Consider the following 21,409-nt stretch of genomic DNA (forward strand, 5'->3'; position numbering starts at 1 on the left):
CTGATCCGTTAAATCACCCGCAGAAAATGAAGACAAGAACCATGTTTGATTTAGCATCAAACACGAAAATGTATGCCGTTAACTTTTCACTGCAGCATCTTGTCAGTGAAGGAAAGATCAATCTTGAAGAAAAAATTCAGTATTATTTTCCCGAATTTAAAGATTCAGCGGAAGATGAAATAAAAGGGAAAGGTGAACTCCGGATAATCGACTTGCTCCACCATACTGCGGGATTTCCTTCAAGCATCCATTATCATAATCCTGAAAGGGCGGGAGAATTATATTCCCAGGAACGCACTAAAACGCTTTCCATGATTTTAAAAACTCCCCTTCAGTATGAACCTGGCACTAAACTGGTTTACAGTGACATTGACTATATGCTGCTGGGATTTATTATTGAAAAAATAACGGGAGTGCAACTTGACGATTATACTGAGCATCATATCTATAAGCCCCTGGGGTTAAAGCATACTTTATTTAATCCGCTTCGCAAAGGATTCATAGAAAAGGATTTCGCCGCAACTGAATTACACGGCAACACCAGGGATGGGGTCATTTCCTTCCCAAATATCCGGACCTATACTCTTCAGGGAGAGGTTCATGATGAGAAGTCCTTTTATTCAATGGATGGAATATCCGGGCATGCTGGCCTCTTTTCCACAACTTCAGATCTTGCTGTCCTGATGCAGGTAATGCTTAATGATGGGGGCTATGGAAATATAAAGTTATTTGATAAACAAACAATTGATAAATTTGTAGAACCTTATGATATGAATCCTACATATGGGTTAGGATGGCGCTTGAACGGAGATTCAAGTATGGAGTGGATGTTCAGCCAGTATGCTGGGAAAGAAGTATTTGGGCATACCGGCTGGACAGGAACGGTAACGGTGATAGACAGAGAAAATCATTTAGCTATCGCTCTCCTGACAAATAAAAAACATTCTCCTGTCATCGATCCAATAAAGGATCCGCATAAGTTTCAAGGTGACACATACAGCATCAGTCAATATGGGAGTGTAATTTCAGCGGTTTATGAAGCATTAAATCACTAAACTATTGCCGGCAAAAGCCAAAACGGGGCTTTTGCCCTTTTTATTTGGGGAAATAATATTTATTTTTATACATTTTTAAGAATAAGTATTGATTTTTAAAGAAAAGGTTGTTAAAGTAAGAGAATAATAAATGAATAAAAACATAATTTAATTGTATATTTATACGTATAATCTAAGGAGGAAATATATATGTCTCAAAATAAAGTAGTTCTTGCATACTCAGGCGGTTTGGATACATCAGTTGCAGTTAAATGGCTGCAGGACCAAGGTTATGCAGTTGTTGCCTGCTGTCTTGACGTTGGTGAAGGAAAAGATCTCAACTTCATCCAGAAAAAAGCTTTAACTGTTGGTGCTGTCCAATCCTATGTAATTGATGCAAAAGAAGAATTTGCTAATGAATATGCATTAATAGCGCTGCAGGCACATGCTTTATACGAAAATAAGTATCCATTGATCTCTGCTCTTTCACGTCCGCTGATCGCCAAGAAGCTTGTTGAAGTAGCAGAAAAAGAAGGTGCTGTTGCCGTCGCACATGGATGTACCGGAAAAGGAAATGACCAGGTTCGTTTTGAAGTGGCAATCCAGGCTCTAAACCCTGATCTTCAGGTGTTAGCTCCAGTTCGTGAGTGGAGCTGGTCACGTGAGGAAGAAATTGAATATGCAAAACAAAATAATATCCCCATCCCAATTAATCTGGATTCTCCTTACAGCATTGATCAAAACTTATGGGGCAGAAGCAATGAGTGCGGAGTCCTGGAAGATCCATGGGCAGCTCCTCCGGAAGATGCATACGATCTTACTGTTTCTCTTGAAAAAGCTCCTGATACACCTGATACGGTTGAAATTGGTTTTGAAAAGGGAGTACCTGTCAGCTTGAATGGCAAAAGTATAAAGCTTTCCGAGCTTATTGCCGAACTGAATGAGATTGCTGGCAAGCATGGAGTTGGACGTATCGACCATGTGGAAAATCGACTGGTCGGAATCAAATCCCGTGAAGTTTACGAGTGTCCGGGAGCGATGACACTTCTTAAAGCACATAAAGAGCTTGAGGACTTAACTATGGTAAAAGAATTGGCCCACTTTAAACCGGTTATTGAGAAAAAAGTGGCTGAGCTTATATACGAAGGATTGTGGTTCTCTCAGCTTAACAATGCATTAACAGCTTTCCTGAAAGAGACTCAAACCTTTGTTACAGGAACAGTCAGAGTGAAGCTATTTAAAGGCCATGCGATTGTTGAAGGAAGAAAATCTCCGTATTCACTGTACGATGAAAAGTTAGCAACCTATACTTCCGATGATGAATTTGATCATAATGCGGCAGTTGGCTTTATTAAGCTTTGGGGATTGCCGACAAAAGTGCAGAGCATTGTTCAAAACAGCAAGAAGGTGACAGTGTGAAAAAGTTATGGGGAGGCAGATTCACAAAATCTGCTGAAGAATGGGTAGATGAATTCGGAGCGTCGATTTCATTTGACCAGGAATTGGTTATGGAAGATATCGAAGGGAGCATGGCCCACGTTGCCATGCTTTCTAAAACAGGAATCATCACTGAGAACGAAGCTCAAAAAATCAAAACAGGCCTTCAGCAGCTAAAAGAGAAAGCTGCCAAGGATGAACTGGCTTACTCAGTAAAACTTGAAGATATTCATTTAAATCTTGAGAGTCATCTGACCGAACTGACCGGGCCAGTCGGCGGTAAACTTCATACCGCAAGAAGCCGAAATGACCAGGTGGCAACAGACATGCACTTATATCTGCGCAAGCAGGTGGAGCAGATTGTTGAATTGATTCAGGAAATGCAGGAAGAGTTAATCATCCAGGCTGAAAATAATGTGGAAACCATAATGCCGGGCTATACGCATCTGCAGCGGGCACAGCCGATCTCTTTCGGTCATCACCTAATGGCTTATTTCTGGATGCTTGAGAGAGACAAAGAGCGACTTTCTGAAAGCTTAAAAAGAATCAATCTATCTCCGCTTGGAGCAGGGGCACTGGCTGGAACCACTTTCCCAATCGACCGCGTGTATACCGCGGAACTTCTTGGATTTGAAGGCATCTATGAAAACAGCCTGGATGCAGTAAGTGACAGAGACTTTATTCTTGAGTTTTTATCCTCAAGCTCTATCCTGATGATGCATCTGTCACGTTTAAGTGAAGAATTCATCCTTTGGTCAAGCCAGGAGTTTCAATTCATTGAACTGGATGACAGCTTTGCAACAGGCAGCAGCATTATGCCCCAAAAGAAGAATCCGGATATGGCGGAACTTATCCGCGGTAAAACGGGACGTGTATACGGTAACCTTATGGGGCTGCTGACAGTACTGAAGGGTCTGCCGCTAGCCTATAATAAAGATATGCAGGAAGATAAGGAAGGGATGTTTGATACTGTAAAGACAGTCACAGGTTCACTGAAAATCTTTGCAGGAATGATCCGGACCATGAAGGTTAAAACAGATCAGATGGTAAAAGCGACTAAAAATGATTTTTCCAATGCTACTGAATTGGCGGATTATCTATCTGATAAAGGCATTCCATTCAGAGAAGCGCATGAGATTGTCGGGAAACTGGTCCTTGTCTGTGTACAAAAGGGATGCTTCCTTGGGGATTTACCGCTTGAAGATTTCAAGAATGCCCATTCATTGTTTGAAGAAGATATTTATGAAGTACTGGATCCTTATACAGCTGTCAAAAGAAGAAATAGTGCAGGCGGAACAGGATTTAAACAAGTAAGCATCGCGATTGAAAAAGCGAAGGAATCTCTTGGCATTAAAGAGTATGTTAATAAAGAATAGAAAAATGGCGCTGCCTTCTGCAGCGCCATTTTTCTATTCTTCATCTTCTTTATCCGTTCTGACAACGAGGACATCACAGCGGGCATAGCGGGTAATATGTTCAGATACACTGCCGATGATGAAACGTTCAACTGCGTTCATGCCTGTTGCACCGCAAATGATCAGGTCGACGTTGTGCTTTCTTGCAATATCTTTTGGAACCTTCACTTTTGGGGAACCATAATCGACTTCATAATTTACATTCTCTATGCCTGCATCCATTGCCGTTCTTTTGTATTTTTCCATTAATTCTGTTGCGAAACGGTCAGCTCTTTCTGCAATCGTGCGGTCATAGGCTTCAACAGTGGCAAACGTGCGGGTATCAATGATATGTGCCAATACCAGGGAAGCGTTATTGCGCTTCGCAATTTCTATTGCTTTTTTAAAAGCCCATTCTGCTTCCGTTGAACCATCTACCGCGACTAATATGTTTTTATACTTCATGCCCATTTGAATCTCCTCCTTTACCTATATTATACAGCTGTAAAATCTGAATATCTGTAACAAAAAATCGAACAATAGTAAGGCTGAAGAAAATTTATTAAAGGAGCAGATGAAAATGGAAAAGAGAGAACCGAAAGCAGGGTCTGCGTATTTTTTTGATGAGCAGGGTACAAATGAAGTTAGCGCACAAATCATGAACGCTTATAACAGCGGTGTTATTGATCAGCCGAATGCCGAGTTTGACATGGAGGCTCACGAACGGAATGAAGGCAATCTGCAATAAGAAAGCAAGCTCTCATAGGAACATGAGAGCTTTTTTAATGAGGATTTGTCAATAAAGGGTAAAGAGATAAAAATGGGCAAAGCTGTTGTATACTTTTCCCTCAAATAGCCATATAAAGTTAATAGGTATATCACTTAAAATACGGAGGTATGCAGCATGCGTATCGGAGTTCCAAAGGAAGTAAAAAACAATGAAAACAGGGTTGCTATGACCCCTGCTGGTGTTATGAATCTCATCCAATTTGGACATGAAGTCTATATCGAAGCGGGTGCCGGGACTGGTTCCGGTTTTTCGGATAACGACTATATGAGTGCGGGTGCACATATTGTTCATACTGCAGAAGAGGCATGGTCAATGGATATGGTCATGAAGGTAAAAGAGCCGATACCGGGCGAATATGTATATTTTCGGGAAGGGTTAATTCTCTTTACATATCTGCATTTGGCTGCTGAACCTGATTTGACAAGTGCTTTAATTGATAAGAAAGTAGCGGGCATCGCATATGAAACAGTTCAGCTTCCCAACCGGACTTTGCCTCTATTGACTCCAATGAGTGAAGTGGCCGGGAGAATGGCAGCTCAAGTAGGAGCTCAATTTTTAGAAAAAATACATGGAGGAAAAGGAATCCTGCTTTCGGGGGTACCAGGGGTGCAACGGGGAAATGTTACCATTATCGGCGGCGGGGTTGCAGGAACCAATGCGGCAAAAATGGCAATAGGCCTTGGGGCTAGGGTGACTATGATCGATTTGAATCCGGATCGCCTTAGGCAGCTTGATGATATCTTTGGAAAAGAAGTAACAACATTAATCTCAAATCCTTACAATATCGCTGAAGCTGTTAAGGATTCAGACCTCGTGATTGGAGCTGTACTGATTCCGGGTGCAAAAGCTCCTAAGCTTGTCACAGAGGAAATGATCAAAACGATGAGCCCTGGTTCTGTTATCGTGGATATCGCAATCGATCAGGGAGGGATTTTTGAAACAACGGATCGAATTACTACCCATGACAATCCCACATATGAAAAACATGGCGTAGTTCATTATGCGGTAGCTAACATGCCGGGAGCAGTTCCCAGAACATCAACACTTGCACTGACCAACGTGACGGTGCCTTATGCAGTACAAATTGCGAATAAAGGTTACAAGCAGGCATGTCTGGATAATGAGGCTTTATTAAAGGGAGTTAATACATTAAATGGCTATGTGACATACAAGGCGGTAGCTGAGGCCCATAACCTTGACTATTCAGATACGGGAACACAATTGGAACAGCTATAGGAAAAGCGGTAGGCGCCAGCTTATCGGCTTATGACCTCGAGCCGATGGCACCTGGAGCCAGACGCTTATTTTATAGAAAATCCGGTGCTGGGCAGCTCCGGATTTTCTGTGGAATCTTGTTCAGGTTTCTATTTAATAATCTGAAGTTCTTTCGGGAACTTGGTTAAAATTTCAACTCCGTCTGCTGTTACAGCAAGGTCATCTTCAATCCGCACTCCGGCAACACCCGGGACATAGATTCCCGGCTCGATGGTGAAGACCATTCCTTCTTCAAGCAAAAGTGAGTTTGTTTCTGTTAATGAAGGATATTCATGAACACTCACACCAAGTCCATGGCCCAATCGATGAGGAAAATAGTCGCCGTAGCCGGCTTCTGCTATCAGGTTTCTTGCTGTCAGGTCAATAGCTGCACAAGTGACCCCCGGCTTGCTCGCTTCCACAGCTGCAAGCTGAGCTTTTAAGACCGTATCATAAATTTCTTTTTGTTTATCATTGATATCACCGTAAGCCACAGTCCTGGTAATATCTGAGCAGTAGCCATTCCAGACAACTCCAAGGTCAAATAGGACTAAATCCCCTTTTTGAATCTTTGTCATTCCTGGTGTACCATGAGGGGAAGCTCCGTTAGCCCCCGTCAGGACCATGGTAGAAAAAGACATTTCGTTAACGCCTTTTTTCTTTAACGCATATTCTACGGCAGCTAGAACATCCAGTTCAGTTTTTCCTTCCTGGATCTCTGCGCATCCTGTTTCAATCGCAAAATCGGCCAGGGCACATGCTTCGCGGATGATTTCCAATTCTTTTTCATCTTTCACCATACGAAGCTGCTGCAGCTTTTCTTCTGCCGAAACGAATGAAGCCCCGCTAAATATTCCGGAGATCGCTTCATACCGCTCCACATTCATATGTTCTTTTTCAATGGCGGCTTTATTTACTTTTCCAATTCTTTTATGTATGGATGTCTGAATAAATTCCCACGGGTTCTGAATATCGCTGTAGCCAATAATTTCATGGCTCCAGCCGGCTTTTTTGGCATCTTCTTTTTCCATGGCCGGACATACGAGGAAAGGCTCTTCTTCCTGGAAAACAGCCAATCCAAGCAAACGTTCATGAGGGTCGCTTAAAAAACCGCTTAAATAAAAAACATTATCCGGCGATGTTACAAAACTGGCCTGGATATCATTTTCTTTCATCCACTGAGATAGTTTCTGCAATCTATTATTCATAGTGAACCTCCTTATATACTAATACTCTGAGAGTAGCAACTAAATAAGAAATTGTAAACTTTTTAAAGATTGCCAATTCGGGTATATATCAAAAGAAAGCAGGAATAACTTGTTTTTCGTTGAAGTAACTTACATAACTTAAAATTAGAGAGGAGCATAAAATTGAAAGTATCATTTCATGGACATGCCGTAGTGAAAATCGAATCACAGGGAAAAACCATCTTAATAGATCCCTTTATTACCGGGAATGATTTGACAGACTTAAAAGCTGAGGATCAGAAGCCGGACGTCATTATTGTCACCCATGGACATGGTGACCATCTAGGGGACACGATTGAACTGGCAAAGCGCAATGACTCTCTTGTTATTGCAAATTTTGAGCTTGCCACCTATTTGGGCTGGCAGGGTGTCAATGCTCACGGGATGTCTATCGGCGGGGGATATGACTTTGATTTTGGCAGAGTGAAGCTGACACCTGCCTTTCATGGAACAGGCCTTGAGACAGAAAATAACGAGATTATCTACCTGGGAATGCCTGCCGGTGTGCTTATTACTCTAGAAGGAAAAACGATTTACCATGCTGGGGATACAGGGCTTTTCTCTGACATGAAGTTAATTGGCGACCGTCATCCAATAGATCTGGCATTTCTGCCAATTGGAGATAACTTTACCATGGGGCCGGATGATGCAGCATACGCAGCAGAACTGCTTGGCGCCAAAAAGGTAGTTCCGATTCACTTCAACACGTTCCCGCCAATCAAGCAGGATCCGCATAAATTCATCAGCATGCTGGAGACAGGAGTCGGGCAGGTGCTGGAAGCAGGAGAATCTATCGAATTGTAATATGAAGACGCAGCTTCTGATGGAGGCTGCGTTTGTTAATGAGGAATGTATAAATCCTGAAGTTAGATAACTGTCTAGTTCCAGCGCCTACCCCCTCGAGGTCACAAGACGGGCCTCCCAAAAAGGCAAAGAACGCTTTTCTGAGAGGCTCGTCTTGTGCTTGTCGGGGGTGGGCAAGGCGCTTCCGATTTTCTTTAGAAACCAATCATTTTCCCAGCCTGTCCGCATACATTTTAGGGAGGATAGGATAAAGGAGGAAACTAAATTGGATAAAAACCGATATTTGCTCTGTTTGCTGCTGTGCGGCTTGATGCTTTATTATGCCGCTCCAAGAATGGGTGTGTTTAATGGAGGGACTGAAGGGATCTTTGCCATCAGCTGGCTGGCCCTTGCCCTTTTTGTTATTGCAGGAAACTTGACTGCATTGCTGTTTGCCCCGAAAAAAGCGGCTGCTTCGGGGAAGCAGGTGCGAAAAATGGCAGACAGGAAGCGGGTGCGCTCCTTCGGCAGATAATTTAAGATTCCCGGAGTCAATTGTATCAAGGCCTCTTTACCCTTATAATGAAAAATAAGGAATAATTTGTAGAGGGTGAAAGTCTTGGCTACTAAGCATGAGCAAATATTACAATACATTGATGAACTGCCAATTGGAGAAAAAATTTCGGTCAGACAGATCGCCAAGGCGCTCGCTGTGAGTGAGGGGACTGCATACAGAGCGATTAAGGATGCTGAAAATAAGGGATATGTCAGTACAATAGAACGTGTTGGGACAATAAGAATCGAGCGGAAAAAGAAAGAAAATATTGAGAAGCTTACTTTTGCAGAAGTTGTTAATATCGTTGACGGCCAGGTGCTCGGAGGAAGAGCCGGCCTCCATAAAACACTGAACAAGTTTGTAATTGGAGCGATGAAGCTTGAAGCGATGATGAGATACACTGATGCCGGAAATCTGCTGATTGTCGGAAACCGGACCCAGGCACACGAACTGGCATTGAAGGCTGGGGCTGCTGTGTTAATTACTGGGGGCTTTGATACAGAAGACCATGTTAAAAAGCTTGCTGACGACCTGCAGCTTCCTGTGATCTCAAGCAGCTATGACACCTTCACAGTGGCAACTATGATCAATCGGGCTATTTATGACCAGCTGATCAAAAAGGAGATTGTACTCGTTGAAGACATCCTGACTCCGCTGCAAGAAGCGATTTTCCTGAAAACAACCGATACAATTGCGGATTGGCTAACGTACAATCGTGAAACCGGCCATAGCCGATTCCCGGTTGTCGACAGTAATCTGAAGGTGCAGGGAGTTGTCACTTCCAAGGATATTATGGGACATGAAAAGGAAACGCCTATTGAAAAAATAATGACCAAAAATCCAATGACGGTTGGCGGAAAAACGAGTGTTGCTTCTTCCTCGCATATGATGGTATGGGAAGGAATCGAATTGCTTCCTGTGGTAGATGAAGCGAATAAACTCGAAGGGATTGTTAGCCGTCAGGATGTGCTGAAGGCGCTGCAGATGATCCAAAGGCAGCCGCAGGTGGGCGAAACAATAGACGATATAGTCACCAACCAGCTTGTTATGACACGGGGAAAAACAAAAGGGGATGACGTTTATCGCTGTGAGGTTACTCCTCAGATGACAAACCACCTCGGAACAATTTCCTATGGAGTCTTTACAACCATTGTATCTGAAGCTGCAAACAGAGTGTTAAGAAACTATAAAAAAGGTGACCTCGTAGTTGAAAATATGACGGTCTACTTTATTAAGCCTGTTCAGATCGATAGTATGCTTGAGATCTATCCTAAAGTATTGGAAGTAGGACGGAAGTTCGGAAAAGTAGATGTTGAAGTTTTTAACGAAGGTGTCCTTGTAGGCAAGGCGATGATGATGTGCCAGCTTATTGACAGGCATTAAGAGAGAAATGAAGAAAAAGCCGTTCGCAATTGAACGGCTTTTTTGCAGGACATTTTCGGAAGTCCGGTAAAATTTAATTCTTCCTAGCTTCCTCAGCTTCTTTTGCAGCATGAGGCATGTAATATTTATATGCTTTTATACCGCCCCAAATACTCAATCCCCCAATAAGGATAAACACAATTCCCACAATGAGAGCTGTTGTTGTGTTGTATAAAAACAGCTGATTAAGGCCAAAAATCGCGACAAATGATCCGAGCGCAATCCTGGACTTTGCTGATATCCATTGTCTTTCAGCCGGCTGTCTGCTTCTGAAGAATTTAACTTTGTAGAAAATATAGAAAGAAAAAGAGAGAATAATCAGGATAACAAAGATAGGCATCTCATAACCTCCAAATTTCGACAATCTCTTATTATTCTACCTGCATTATTAAAAAATTGCCATAAGCGTGCTGTGTTTTCTTTTTCTTTTCACGATGATATGGTAAAAATAAAGTAGTATTCAGAAAAAAGGAGCGCGCCATGAAACAGAAGATACTTGATGAAATTAAAAAATATGAAACAATCATTATTCATCGGCATGTCCGTCCTGATCCAGATGCATATGGTTCACAGGGAGGCCTTGCTGAAATCCTGAAGGCTTCATTCCCTGAAAAATCGATCTTCACTGTCGGGAAGGAAGAAGAAACACTTCATTATATGAGAAGGCTGGATGAAGTATCTGATGATACATATAATGGGGCGCTGGTCATTGTTTGTGATACAGCAAATGCGGAACGGATATGTGATCATAGATATGGAGCTGGTAATAAACTGATCAAAATTGATCATCACCCTAATATGGATCCGTATGGAGATATGATGTGGGTTGATACGGACGCAAGCTCTACCAGTGAAATGATTTATGAGTTTTATCTTTTCGGCAAAGATCAGGGCCTGAAAATGTCTGATGAAGCGGCTAGATTGTTATTTGCCGGAATAGTAGGGGACACCGGCCGTTTCCTCTATCCAAGCACGACCGAAAAGACATTTTCATATGCAGGTGAACTGATTCACTATAATTTTTCACGGCCGGAACTGTTTGATAAAATGTACGAGCTGGATGCAAATATTGTTAAATTGAAGGGCTATGTGCTGCAGAACTTTGAAATGAGAGACAGCGGGGCTGCTGTAATGATCCTGAAAAAAGAATTGCTCGAAGAATTTCAGGCAGTGCCTTCTAAAGCTTCCCTGCTTGTAAGCACTCTTGGCGATGTGAAGGGAATAAAAGCATGGGTTTTCTTTATTGAAGAAAGCGATCAAATCCGTGTGCGGTTCCGCTCGAAGGGTCCGATAATTAATGAAATTGCAAGGAAGTACAAAGGAGGAGGGCATCCTCTTGCTGCCGGAGCTTCCATTTATTCTTGGGAAGAGATGGAATCGGTTGTAAGAGATTTGGAGGATGTCTGCCAAAGCTGACTAAAATATAATGCCCGGCAAAAGCCGGGCATTAATCCAGCATAATATTCAATTCAATTGAGACGGTTGTATAGATGACCAGTTCTTTAATTTCCACCCGGTATCTCTTTTCATTTACCCGATGTGTTTTATTTTCTATTATTTTCTCGATCAATTCGCTGCTTTTATAAACAGTATCGATGTCTTTGGCAACCATCATGCTAATATCCTCTTTTATTTCATCTTCCAGCTGAAAAACACTGAAGGAATCCAGTTTATATTTTTCGCTGTTGACAATTTTAATGGAAATATCCTGGACAGTCAGTTTTTTCTGGTTTTCTTTATTTAGTTTTTTAAATTCCTCTTGCCAGATTTCCTTATCTTTTTCCAATTCATAAATAGCATCCTTTTGAAGCTTGATTTCTTTACTGTATCTCTCCTGCCATTGCCCAAAAACAAATAAAAAAATAAACCAGCTGATGATGCCCCCTATGGCCATTCCTGCTAAAAAGCGCTGCCAGGATGGCAATCGGTAGTAAGGCGGTATCCTCATGCTGAAATGTTCTCCTGAGTCAGCCAGTTAATAAGCATGGCGCCTGTCTGGGCCCCTCCGAGAGCAGAAAGAATCAGCATGAATTGTTTAAATATATCCTTTGTCTGTCCGTCCATGACACCTCTTTCAAAACTGTAAACTGTATCAAAGGTTCCTCCGATTGCTGCAATGATAGCCCAAATGCGTATCATATTGGAAATCTGGAAGATTTGATTTAAAGGAGGCTTTCCTGTCAGAAAAGCAGCCATGCCTCCAATGATTGAACCTCCTATCAAAACACCGAAAGCAATAAAATAACTCTCAATTAAAGTGGAAAAAAAGGGCTGGGTATTCATATCATCCATCCTCGCTGCAGGAATGCCCCTGCCAGAATTATCTTGATACTTCATCATATGGACAAACTTAGAAAAATATGTTTTTTAGCTCCCGTTAAAAAGAGAACATATTTTCTTTTTGGAAACGGGCGTTCTATAATGAAAATACAGAGAAATTAAGGGTGTGAAAAACGTGTCATTTATTCACCTTCATGTATATAGCGCTTATAGCCTGCTGTCGAGCACGGCAAGAATAGAACAGCTTGTGTCAGGCGCCAGGGAATACAGATTTCCTGCCCTGGCTTTAACGGACCGGAATGTCATGTACGGAGCTGTTGCCTTTTATAAAGAATGTCTTAAGCAGTCCATAAAACCGATCCTGGGCCTCTGTGTGGATGTATTAAGCGAGATAACCGAATGCGAAGCTTATCCGTTGGTTCTTTTGGCTAAAGACAGGCAGGGTTTTCAGAATCTATTAAAAATCACAAGCACAGTCCAGACTAAATCGCCTGAAGGCATCCCTGTTAAATGGCTAAAGCACTATGCAGGAGGATTGTTTGCTTTAACTCCCGGCCTTGATGGGGAAATTGAACAATATCTTGAGGCAGGCGAATTCGGCCAGGCAAAAAGAACAGCAGAACTTTTCAGCAGTCTTTTCGAGCCGAATTCATTCTTTCTCGCTATACAGGATCATGGGCTGCGTGAAGAGAAAAAAAACCATGAACTCCTGGTACAGCTTTCCGGAGAAACTGGGATTGGCCTGGCTGCTTCAAATAGTGTCTGTTATTTAAAGAAAGAAGATGCTTTTGCCCACGAGTGCCTGCTGGCCATTAAAAATGGAGAGAAGCTTCAGGATGAAGCGAGAGAGCTGCTGAAGAGTGATGAGTATTATTTAAAATCATCCGGGGAAATGGCGGAATTGTTATCCGCTTATCCGGATGCTTTGGAGAATACGATCAAGATATCAGAGCAATGCAATGTCATGCTTGAGCTGGATAAACAGAACCTTCCTAAATATCCTGCTGTAAGAGGTATGAGTGCCGATGAGCTATTGGCCGAAGTCTGCTGGCAGGGTTTTGCTGACAGATATCCGCACGCAGATGATGAGCATAGGGAACGCTTGCGGTATGAGCTGAATATAATTAGAAGCATGAAGTTCAGCGATTATTTTCTAATCGTATGGGATTTTATGAAGTATTCGAGAGAAAATGGGATTTTAACCGGTCCGGGACGGGGATCTGCTGCCGGTTCAATGGTTGCTTATGTCTTATACATTACAGATGTGGATCCAATTGAGCATCAGTTATTATTTGAGCGATTCCTAAATCCTGAGAGAGTCTCCATGCCTGATATTGATATAGATTTCCCGGATCACAGAAGGGATGAGGTGATTCGGTATGTCTCCAGGAAATATGGAGAGCTCCATGTTGCCCAAATTCTTACGTTTGGAACACTTGCAGCCAAGGCTGCACTTCGGGATGTCGGCAGGGCATTTGGGCTTAATCCGAAAGAGCTGGACATGCTTTCAAGAAAAGTACCTTCCAAATTGGGCATCAGTCTCAAAGAGGCCTACATAGAATCAGAGCCTCTAAGAAGATTCACCCAGGAATCCGATTTAAATCGAAGGCTTTTTGAAACGGCTATCAAACTGGAAGGTCTGCCAAGGCATACATCCACTCATGCTGCCGGTGTTGTAATCAGCGAGCACCCGCTGGTTGAGGCCATTCCTATTCAAAAGGGACATGAAAATGTTTATCTGACCCAATACTCGATGGAGCATCTTGAAGATGTCGGCCTATTAAAAATGGATTTTCTCGGTCTTAGGAATCTGACATTAATCGAGAATATCCTAATCTCTATCCAAAGAAAAACAGGCACAAAGATTGATATAAAAAACATTCCCCTAAATGATGAGGCAGTATACAGTCTATTGGGAAAAGGAGATACTACAGGCATTTTCCAGCTTGAATCTGAGGGAATGCGAAGTGTGCTGACAAGGCTTCAGCCAACACGCTTTGAAGATATTGTGGCTGTCAATGCCCTTTACCGCCCCGGTCCAATGGAAAATATCCCGCTGTTTATTGACAGGAAGCATGGGAGGAAGCCGATAAATTATCCTCATCCTGATTTGAAGCCTATTCTTGAAAATACTTATGGTGTCATCGTGTATCAGGAACAAATTATGCAAATCGCTGCAAAATTGGCAGGATTTTCACTGGGGGAAGCCGATTTGCTTCGGAGAGCGGTCAGCAAAAAGCAAAAAGAAGTGCTGGACCGTGAACGTGTCCATTTTGTAGGGGGAGCAGTGAAGAAAGGCTATAATGAACAAGCTGCTCATGATATATATGATCTAATTGTCCGGTTTGCAAACTATGGATTTAATCGGAGCCATGCGGTTGCATACAGTTTCATAGCTTATCAGCTGGCATATTTAAAAACTCATTATCCGCTTTACTTTATGGCTTCCCTGCTGACTTCAGCCGTAGGAAATGAGGGCAGGATTGCCCAATATATCGGAGAACTTAGACAGATGGGTCTGGCGCTCAGCCCTCCATCCATTAATAAAAGCGGCTACTCATTTCTGGTAGAGAAAGATTCAATCAGATATAGTCTTGCTGCCATAAAAGGCTTAGGTGCTGCAGCTTTAAAGGATATTTTTCAGGCAAGGAAAAATAAGCGCTTTGAAGATCTGTTTGATTTTTGCATCAGGGTTTCAACAAAAGCTGTTAATCGTAAGGTCCTCGAATCTCTGGTTTATTCAGGCAGCTTTGATGAATTTGGGGAAGATAGAGCTGTTCTGCTTGCCAGCCTGGATGTGGCTGCAGAACATGCCCAGCTTGTTATGCCGGAAGACGATCAAACTGATTTCTTTGAGGATGATGAATTTTTTCCTAAGCCTAAATATACCGAAGTAGATCCGATCCGTTCCGAGGACAAGCTGAGATTTGAAAAAGATGTGCTGGGCCTGTATTTATCAGATCATCCGGTTTCAATTTACGAATCATCTTTTCACCTGCTGGATGCCAGTCCGCTGCTTGAACTCGAAAGAAATGCAAATAAGGCAAAAACAGTTGCATATTTATCCGAAGTGAAAAAGATCCGTACGAAAAAAGGCGAGCCAATGGCATTTCTATCCTTGAGCGATCAGACGGGTGATATGGAGGCAGTTGTTTTTCCAAAGGTGTATAACCGATTTTCAATGCAATGCTCACAGGGAAGCATCGTCTATGCGGAAGGAAGGTTAGAGGAACGGGACGGAAAGAAACAGCTGATTGTCCAGCATCTTGATGATGTGAAGGATGCAATTGAAAAAATGCAAAACAAAGATCCGGTTTTATATTTAAGGATTACTGAGGATCGGGAAACATCTGAAAATCTTCGTTTGCTTAAAGAATTATTTAAGAAAAATGAAGGCCGGGTTCAGGTGGTGTTATATTATGAAAGCTCCCGAAAAACCATTCGCCTGGGTGAAGAGGACCTGATTACACCATCAGATGATTTCCTTCATTTGCTTATGAAAGTGCTTGGGCAGAATAACGTCATTTTAAAGTAATTACGCTTTACAACAATAACAATTATGGTATATTTGTAAGAAGAAAAATAAACTGGTCTGACCACTGACGCGGAAGATAAGCCATGCGCCATCTGATAATCAAGCAGAACGGCAGCAGATATTTCTACGTTGATCTATCTTTATATATATAAATCCTATCCGGAATATGAGGAGTGAAAATTTTGACCCTACGCGAAGAAGCACTGCATATGCATAGAGTTAATAAAGGGAAATTGGAATCTAAATCAAAAGTACAGGTGCGAAATGCCAAAGACTTAAGCCTTGCTTACTCCCCTGGGGTTGCTGAGCCCTGCAAGGAGATTTATGATAAGCCGGAAACTGTCTATGAATATACGATGAAAGGTAATATGGTCGCGGTAGTTTCCGATGGAACAGCTGTGCTGGGATTAGGAAATATCGGGCCGGAAGCCGCCCTGCCTGTAATGGAAGGCAAAGCTGTCCTATTCAAAAGTTTTGCAGGAGTGGATGCATTTCCAATTTGCCTTAATACGACCGATGTTGATAAAATCGTTGAGACTGTAAAACTTCTTGAACCTACATTTGGAGGCGTAAACCTTGAAGATATTGCTGCTCCAAATTGCTTTTATGTAGAGGAGCGGTTAAAGAAGGAAACAAATATTCCTGTTTTCCATGATGACCAGCATGGCACTGCCATTGTGACTGTTGCAGGTCTTGTGAATGCCTTGAAGCTTTCGGGGAAGAAAATGAATGAAATTAAGGTTGTGGCAAACGGTGCGGGTGCGGCCGGAATTGCCATTATTAAACTTCTTTACAGCTATGGTGTTCGCGATATTATTATGTGTGACACAAAGGGTGCCATCTATGAAGGCCGCCCGCAGGGAATGAATGAGATAAAAAATGAAGTAGCGAAGTATACGAATCGTGAGAATGCGAAGGGAAGCCTAGCTGATGTTATTAAAGGCGCGGACGTATTCATCGGGGTTTCTGCGGCTGGAGCGTTAACGGCAGAGATGATTGGTGCCATGAATCAGGACCCGATTATTTTCGCTATGGCCAATCCAACTCCTGAAATTATGCCTGAAGAAGCGAAAGCGGCTGGAGCGATGGTAGTCGGAACAGGAAGATCCGACTTTCCAAATCAGGTCAATAATGTGCTGGCTTTCCCTGGAATTTTCAGAGGAGCTCTGGATGTCCGAGCAACTCATATCAATGAGAAAATGAAAGTAGCTGCTGTAGAAGCCATTGCCAATTTGGTTCATCAGGGTGAGCTGAATGCGGACTATGTCATCCCTGGGCCATTCGATCCCCGTGTTGCTCCTGCAGTTGCGGCCGCTGTGGCAAAGGCAGCTATGGAAACCGGTGTTGCCCGCATTAAAGTGGATCCTGAAGAAGTAAAGGAAAAAACGAAGCAACTTGCTGTCATTGGAAAAGGTGAGTGACTCCATACGTGAATCCACCTCAAAATAACACGAAGGTTTATATCGGCATTGTTAAACAGCTTAGGTCCATGATTGAAAATGACGGACTTAAGCCTGGAGATCGATTGCCTTCTGAAAGAGAGCTGTCAGAGCGCCTGGGTGTCGGGCGCTCTTCCGTTCGGGAAGCGTTAAGAGCCCTTGAACTTCTTGGCTTAATAGAGACAAGGAGGGGCGAGGGGACTTTTATGAGGGATTTTAGAGGACATCAGCTCGTACAGCTGCTTAGCACGTTTATTCTTCAGGATAAGAAATCCATAAGAGATGTTAAAGAAACCAAGTTTTTGATCGAGCTTGATTGTTTATGGCTAATCATTCAAAAGGCTGGAGAAGAGCAGCTTCTTAGGTTCAAAAAGTGGTCTCTTGAAGCAGACTACTCAGATGATGACTTTTTCCTGGAAATCGTCACACTTGCAGATAATCATCTTTTCCTCCGCATCTGGATTATCCTTAAAGATTATTATAATTCTTTGGATATGGAGACAATGATGGTAACCAGGGAACAATATGCAAAGCTGATTGAGACATTGATTTCCAGAAATGAATCTGAAGTTATTCGTGTATATAGGAATCTAAGAAAATTGTCGAAAGACTAACGACAATTTTTTGCAGATTTTAAAGCTGATATCCTCTATATTTAAATAATCAGACAAGCATAAAAAGAGCCTAGGAGAGTTAGGCATTCATTTTTAAATCGGTGGTCTGACCACTATTGAAATTAATGGAAATGATTCAGCGATTATCAGGGAGGTTTCATCTTGCTTAAAGATATTTTCACTAAGACGAAGAAGAAGAAATATGCAACCATTCCATCGGAAACGGCAAAGCAGGATGTGCCGGAAGGAATCATGACAAAGTGTCCGAACTGCAAGAAGATCATGTATACAAAAGAATTGGTTAAGAACCTTAAAGTGTGTTTCCACTGTCAATACCACCACACCATGAATTCAAAAGAGCGTTTGGAAAGCTTTTTGGATGCCAATAGCTTTGAGGAAATTAACGCAAACATGATATCTGAAAATCCTCTAAATTTCCCGGATTATATTGAAAAGCTAGAAAAGGATCGGGAAAAAACAAAGATTAATGAAGCGGTAGTGACTGGGACAGGCACTGTAAATGGCCAAAAACTTGCAGTGGCCGTTATGGATTCCACTTTCAGAATGGGAAGCATGGGCTCAGTAGTCGGAGAAAAAATTACCCGTGCCATTGAAAAAGCTGATGAATTGGGAGTTCCTTTTATTATATTTACCGCTTCAGGCGGAGCAAGAATGCAGGAAGGCGTATTGAGCCTGATGCAAATGGCTAAGACAAGTGTAGCCTTAAAAAGATTCAGTGATAATGGCGGCCTGATTATCTCCATTATGACTCATCCGACAACGGGCGGTGTGTCTGCAAGCTTTGCTTCACTGGGAGATTATAATTTGGCGGAGCCTGGTGCTTTGATTGGCTTCGCGGGACGCAGAATCATAGAACAAACAATCCGTGAAGAACTGCCGGAAGACTTCCAGACAGCAGAATTCTTATTAAAACACGGTCAATTGGATGCGGTGATTCCCAGAACAGAGTTAAAGGACAAGATATCAGCCATTCTATCGATACATCAACCAGGAGGTGACTTCCAATGGCAGGAGAATTAGAATTTGAACGCCCGGTTATGGAACTGAAAAAAAAGATTGCTGAATTAAAAGAGTTCACAAAAACAGCCGATGTAGACCTATCCTCTGAGATAGAAAAGCTGGAAGCGCGCTTGGAAAAATTAGAAACCGATATATATGAAAATATGAAACCGTGGGATCGTGTGCAGATTGCAAGACATCCCGCAAGGCCAACCACCCAGGACTATATCTCCTATCTTTTTGAGGATTTTTTCGAGTGTCATGGAGATCGTGCTTTTGGGGATGACGAAGCCATTGTTGGAGGCATTGCAAAGTTTAGGGGCCTTCCGGTTACTGTCATCGGGCACCAGCGCGGAAAAGACACAAAAGAGAATATCCGCCGAAATTTTGGAATGCCGCATCCTGAAGGTTACCGCAAAGCATTAAGGCTTATGAAGCAAGCAGATAAATTCAGAAGGCCGATTATTTGTTTCATTGATACAAAGGGTGCCTATCCCGGGAAAGCCGCAGAGGAACGCGGGCAGAGTGAGGCAATTGCCAAAAATCTGTTTGAAATGGCAAGCCTTAGGGTGCCTGTTATCTGTATCGTCATCGGTGAAGGAGGAAGCGGCGGGGCGCTGGCTCTCGGTGTGGGAAACCATATTCACATGCTTGAGAACTCCACTTATTCGGTTATCTCTCCAGAGGGAGCTGCTGCCATTCTCTGGAAGGATGCCACGCAGGCCAAAAAGGCTGCAGAATCCATGAGAATTACCGCTCCGGATTTAAAAGAATTAGGTGTTGTTGATGAGATTATCGAAGAGGTAAAGGGCGGGGCCCATAAAGATGTAAAGGTTCAGGCCGCTGAAATTGGAGAGGTCCTTTATCAATCATTGAAGGAATTGATGGATCTTTCTGAAGAACAGCTGATTGACCACCGGTACAACAAGTTTAAATCCATTGGTGAATATTCGTTTTTAAAGGAATTTATTGGGGTAAAATAAAAGCGTGCTTTCGGGCACGCTTTTATTTTTTGCACATCCGTATTGCACCCTGGTGCCGAATGGAAGCCTATCTTCGCCAGCGGGAGGCTTCCATGATAATCCCGCTTTCAAAGTGAAAAATACAGGTTTTCAATATAAAACGCTTTCAGTATCCCGACAATTCTGTATTTCCTTGAATTTGCGTGATTAAGTTGAGATGCTCCCTTCTTCATGGTATTTTAGAAATATTCAATAGCGTTTTGTTCAATAATAAGATAAGCAGACTATGCTCTGCTTTACATAAAGAGCCTATATTACATACAAAATTCCTGGGCAGGCGTGTCCATGGTTTATAGGCTGTTAATAAACAGCGCATCAGACAACACGCTTTCTTATTTTTATATAAATTACATTCGGGGTGATTATTGTGAAGAAAATAGGAGTATTAACAAGCGGCGGCGATTCTCCTGGCATGAATGCAGCTGTACGTGCAGTTGTCCGTAAAGCGATCTATCATAATATTGAAATATATGGTGTTTATGGAGGATATTCCGGTTTAATGTCAGGGAATATTAAGAAGCTTGACCTTGGTTCGGTTGGTGACATCATCCATCGCGGCGGCACAGTCCTGCATTCTGCAAGAAGCGAAGAGTTCAAAACAAAAGAAGGCCAGCAAAAAGGCATTGAACAGATGAATAAGCACGGCATTGAAGGTCTTGTAGTAATTGGCGGGGACGGATCATATCGTGGAGCAAAGGCTTTGACAGAGCAGGGCTTTCCTTGTGTGGGCGTACCTGGCACCATTGATAACGATATTCCGGGAACGCAGTATACTATTGGCTTTGACACGGCTTTAAATACGGTTATTGATGCAATTGATAAAATCCGTGATACAGCTACTTCCCATGAAAGAACATTTATCATTGAAGTGATGGGAAGAGATGCAGGAGACATCGCTTTATGTGCAGGATTAGCAGGCGGTGCGGAAACAATTCTTATCCCTGAAGCAGGCTATAGTATGGATGAAATAGCAGAGAGACTTAAAAAGGGGCATGAACGCGGCAAAAAACACAGTATCATTGTGGTTGCAGAAGGAGTCTGCAGCGGAGTGGAATTTGCCAAGCAGATCAAAGACACAACAAACTTTGATACAAGGGTGTCCGTTCTTGGCCATATGCAGAGGGGCGGATCCCCAACTGCATTCGACCGGGTGCTGGCAAGCCGCCTTGGAGCGCATGCAGTAGAACTTCTTCTTGAAGGCAAAGGCGGGCGTGCAGTAGGAATTCAAAATAATAAACTTGTTGACCATGATATAATAGAAATATTGGATAGAGAGCATACACTTGACCTGGATCTATACAAACTTTCGAAAGAACTGTCTATTTAAATTTGTCACATATTAACCAGCACAATGCGCCCAAAAAGGTCCTGTGCTGACAAGATAACTGTCTAGCGCAAGCAGCCTATCCCCTCGAGGTCACAAGCTTGTCTTGTTTCGGCTCCTAGGGACTCGGGGTCATAAGCCGTATCCTTTCAGAAGGAAAAACGCCTTCTTACAGGAACCGTCTTATGCCTGTCGTCCCTGGGCAGTCGCCTCCACATTTCGAGCATCCTCACAAAAAGGCAAAGGACGCCTTTCTGT

The 21,409-nt window shown here is 42.6% G+C and carries 20 protein-coding genes; 15 read left to right on the forward strand and 5 right to left on the reverse strand.

The features are described from left to right. From pbp4b to argH, 3 genes are all read left to right on the forward strand, one after another. Window positions 1–1,055, forward strand: a 1,055-nt coding sequence (gene pbp4b / locus ACEQ1T_RS00720) for a penicillin binding protein PBP4B (RefSeq protein ID WP_370221441.1), incomplete at its 5' end; no start/stop codon positions are given. Window positions 1,056–1,244: 189 nt separating this feature from the next. Next, a complete protein-coding gene (locus tag ACEQ1T_RS00725) occupies window positions 1,245–2,453 on the forward strand; it encodes an argininosuccinate synthase (RefSeq protein WP_206839105.1) in 1,209 nt (402 codons plus the stop codon). Beyond that, window positions 2,450–3,847: an argininosuccinate lyase gene (argH, locus tag ACEQ1T_RS00730; protein WP_370221442.1), complete on the forward strand. Its 1,398-nt coding sequence runs from the start codon at window positions 2,450–2,452 to the stop codon at window positions 3,845–3,847. The genes ACEQ1T_RS00725 and argH overlap by 4 nt, the downstream gene beginning before the upstream one ends. A gap of 33 nt (window positions 3,848–3,880) precedes the next feature. Here the strand turns inward: argH and ACEQ1T_RS00735 are convergent, their stop codons facing one another. Beyond that, window positions 3,881–4,336: a universal stress protein gene (locus tag ACEQ1T_RS00735; protein WP_206839102.1), complete on the reverse strand. Its 456-nt coding sequence runs from the start codon at window positions 4,334–4,336 to the stop codon at window positions 3,881–3,883. Window positions 4,337–4,445: 109 nt separating this feature from the next. Here ACEQ1T_RS00735 and ACEQ1T_RS00740 point away from each other — a divergent pair, with 109 nt between their 5' ends. Together ACEQ1T_RS00740 and ald are read left to right on the forward strand one after the other, a co-directional pair. Further along, entirely contained in the window at window positions 4,446–4,613 is a 168-nt protein-coding gene (locus tag ACEQ1T_RS00740; protein ID WP_206839100.1) for a hypothetical protein, read from the forward strand. A gap of 156 nt (window positions 4,614–4,769) precedes the next feature. Then, on the forward strand, window positions 4,770–5,891 hold the full coding sequence (ald, locus tag ACEQ1T_RS00745; protein WP_206839098.1) for an alanine dehydrogenase: 1,122 nt from the start codon (window positions 4,770–4,772) through the stop codon (window positions 5,889–5,891). Window positions 5,892–6,019: 128 nt separating this feature from the next. On the opposite strand, the gene ACEQ1T_RS00750 is transcribed toward ald, so the two are convergent. Further along, a complete protein-coding gene (locus tag ACEQ1T_RS00750; protein ID WP_370221443.1) occupies window positions 6,020–7,117 on the reverse strand; it encodes a M24 family metallopeptidase in 1,098 nt (365 codons plus the stop codon). A gap of 162 nt (window positions 7,118–7,279) precedes the next feature. On the opposite strand from ACEQ1T_RS00750, the gene ACEQ1T_RS00755 reads away from it, so the two are divergent. From ACEQ1T_RS00755 to ACEQ1T_RS00765, 3 genes are all read left to right on the forward strand, one after another. Further along, window positions 7,280–7,960, forward strand: a complete 681-nt coding sequence (locus ACEQ1T_RS00755) for a metal-dependent hydrolase (protein ID WP_206839094.1) — start codon at window positions 7,280–7,282, stop codon at window positions 7,958–7,960. 265 nt (window positions 7,961–8,225) lie between these two features. Then, on the forward strand, window positions 8,226–8,474 hold the full coding sequence (locus tag ACEQ1T_RS00760) for a hypothetical protein (RefSeq protein ID WP_206839092.1): 249 nt from the start codon (window positions 8,226–8,228) through the stop codon (window positions 8,472–8,474). An 84-nt stretch (window positions 8,475–8,558) separates the two neighbouring features. Further along, a complete protein-coding gene (locus ACEQ1T_RS00765; protein WP_206839090.1) occupies window positions 8,559–9,878 on the forward strand; it encodes a CBS domain-containing protein in 1,320 nt (439 codons plus the stop codon). Window positions 9,879–9,951: 73 nt separating this feature from the next. On the opposite strand, the gene ACEQ1T_RS00770 is transcribed toward ACEQ1T_RS00765, so the two are convergent. Next, a complete protein-coding gene (locus ACEQ1T_RS00770) occupies window positions 9,952–10,257 on the reverse strand; it encodes a YtpI family protein (RefSeq protein ID WP_206839088.1) in 306 nt (101 codons plus the stop codon). A 140-nt stretch (window positions 10,258–10,397) separates the two neighbouring features. On the opposite strand from ACEQ1T_RS00770, the gene ACEQ1T_RS00775 reads away from it, so the two are divergent. Next, window positions 10,398–11,333 carry a bifunctional oligoribonuclease/PAP phosphatase NrnA gene (locus ACEQ1T_RS00775; protein WP_206839087.1) on the forward strand — a complete coding sequence of 312 codons (936 nt, stop codon included), beginning with the start codon at window positions 10,398–10,400 and terminating at the stop codon, window positions 11,331–11,333. A 31-nt stretch (window positions 11,334–11,364) separates the two neighbouring features. Here ACEQ1T_RS00775 and ytrI read toward each other — a convergent pair whose 3' ends face one another. Further along, window positions 11,365–11,865, reverse strand: coding sequence for a sporulation membrane protein YtrI (gene ytrI / locus ACEQ1T_RS00780; RefSeq protein ID WP_206839084.1), 501 nt, complete (start codon window positions 11,863–11,865; stop codon window positions 11,365–11,367). After that, the gene (locus ACEQ1T_RS00785; protein WP_312886159.1) at window positions 11,862–12,257 is read right to left on the reverse strand and encodes a YtrH family sporulation protein; all 396 of its coding nucleotides are present in this window, start codon (window positions 12,255–12,257) and stop codon (window positions 11,862–11,864) included. The genes ytrI and ACEQ1T_RS00785 overlap by 4 nt, the downstream gene beginning before the upstream one ends. 115 nt (window positions 12,258–12,372) lie before the next feature. On the opposite strand from ACEQ1T_RS00785, the gene dnaE reads away from it, so the two are divergent. The 6 genes from dnaE to pfkA all read left to right on the forward strand — a co-directional run bounded on the left by dnaE (window position 12,373) and on the right by pfkA (window position 21,154). Further along, a complete protein-coding gene (gene dnaE / locus ACEQ1T_RS00790; protein WP_370221444.1) occupies window positions 12,373–15,732 on the forward strand; it encodes a DNA polymerase III subunit alpha in 3,360 nt (1,119 codons plus the stop codon). A 182-nt stretch (window positions 15,733–15,914) separates the two neighbouring features. Further along, on the forward strand, window positions 15,915–17,153 hold the full coding sequence (locus ACEQ1T_RS00795) for an NADP-dependent malic enzyme (RefSeq protein ID WP_370221445.1): 1,239 nt from the start codon (window positions 15,915–15,917) through the stop codon (window positions 17,151–17,153). A gap of 68 nt (window positions 17,154–17,221) precedes the next feature. Further along, complete coding sequence (locus ACEQ1T_RS00800; protein ID WP_370221447.1) at window positions 17,222–17,785, forward strand: FadR/GntR family transcriptional regulator; 564 nt, start codon at window positions 17,222–17,224, stop codon at window positions 17,783–17,785. Between the two features lie 162 nt (window positions 17,786–17,947). After that, window positions 17,948–18,826 carry an acetyl-CoA carboxylase, carboxyltransferase subunit beta gene (gene accD, locus ACEQ1T_RS00805; RefSeq protein WP_206839077.1) on the forward strand — a complete coding sequence of 293 codons (879 nt, stop codon included), beginning with the start codon at window positions 17,948–17,950 and terminating at the stop codon, window positions 18,824–18,826. Then, the gene (gene accA, locus ACEQ1T_RS00810) at window positions 18,811–19,788 is read left to right on the forward strand and encodes an acetyl-CoA carboxylase carboxyl transferase subunit alpha (protein WP_370221446.1); all 978 of its coding nucleotides are present in this window, start codon (window positions 18,811–18,813) and stop codon (window positions 19,786–19,788) included. Before accD ends, accA begins: the two co-directional genes overlap by 16 nt. A gap of 406 nt (window positions 19,789–20,194) precedes the next feature. Next, window positions 20,195–21,154, forward strand: coding sequence for a 6-phosphofructokinase (gene pfkA / locus ACEQ1T_RS00815; protein WP_206839075.1), 960 nt, complete (start codon window positions 20,195–20,197; stop codon window positions 21,152–21,154). Window positions 21,155–21,409: the final 255 nt, after the last annotated feature.

It is taken from the genome of Cytobacillus sp. (genome assembly GCF_964223445.1).
In the GTDB taxonomy this organism is placed as follows: domain Bacteria; phylum Bacillota; class Bacilli; order Bacillales; family Cytobacillaceae; genus Cytobacillus.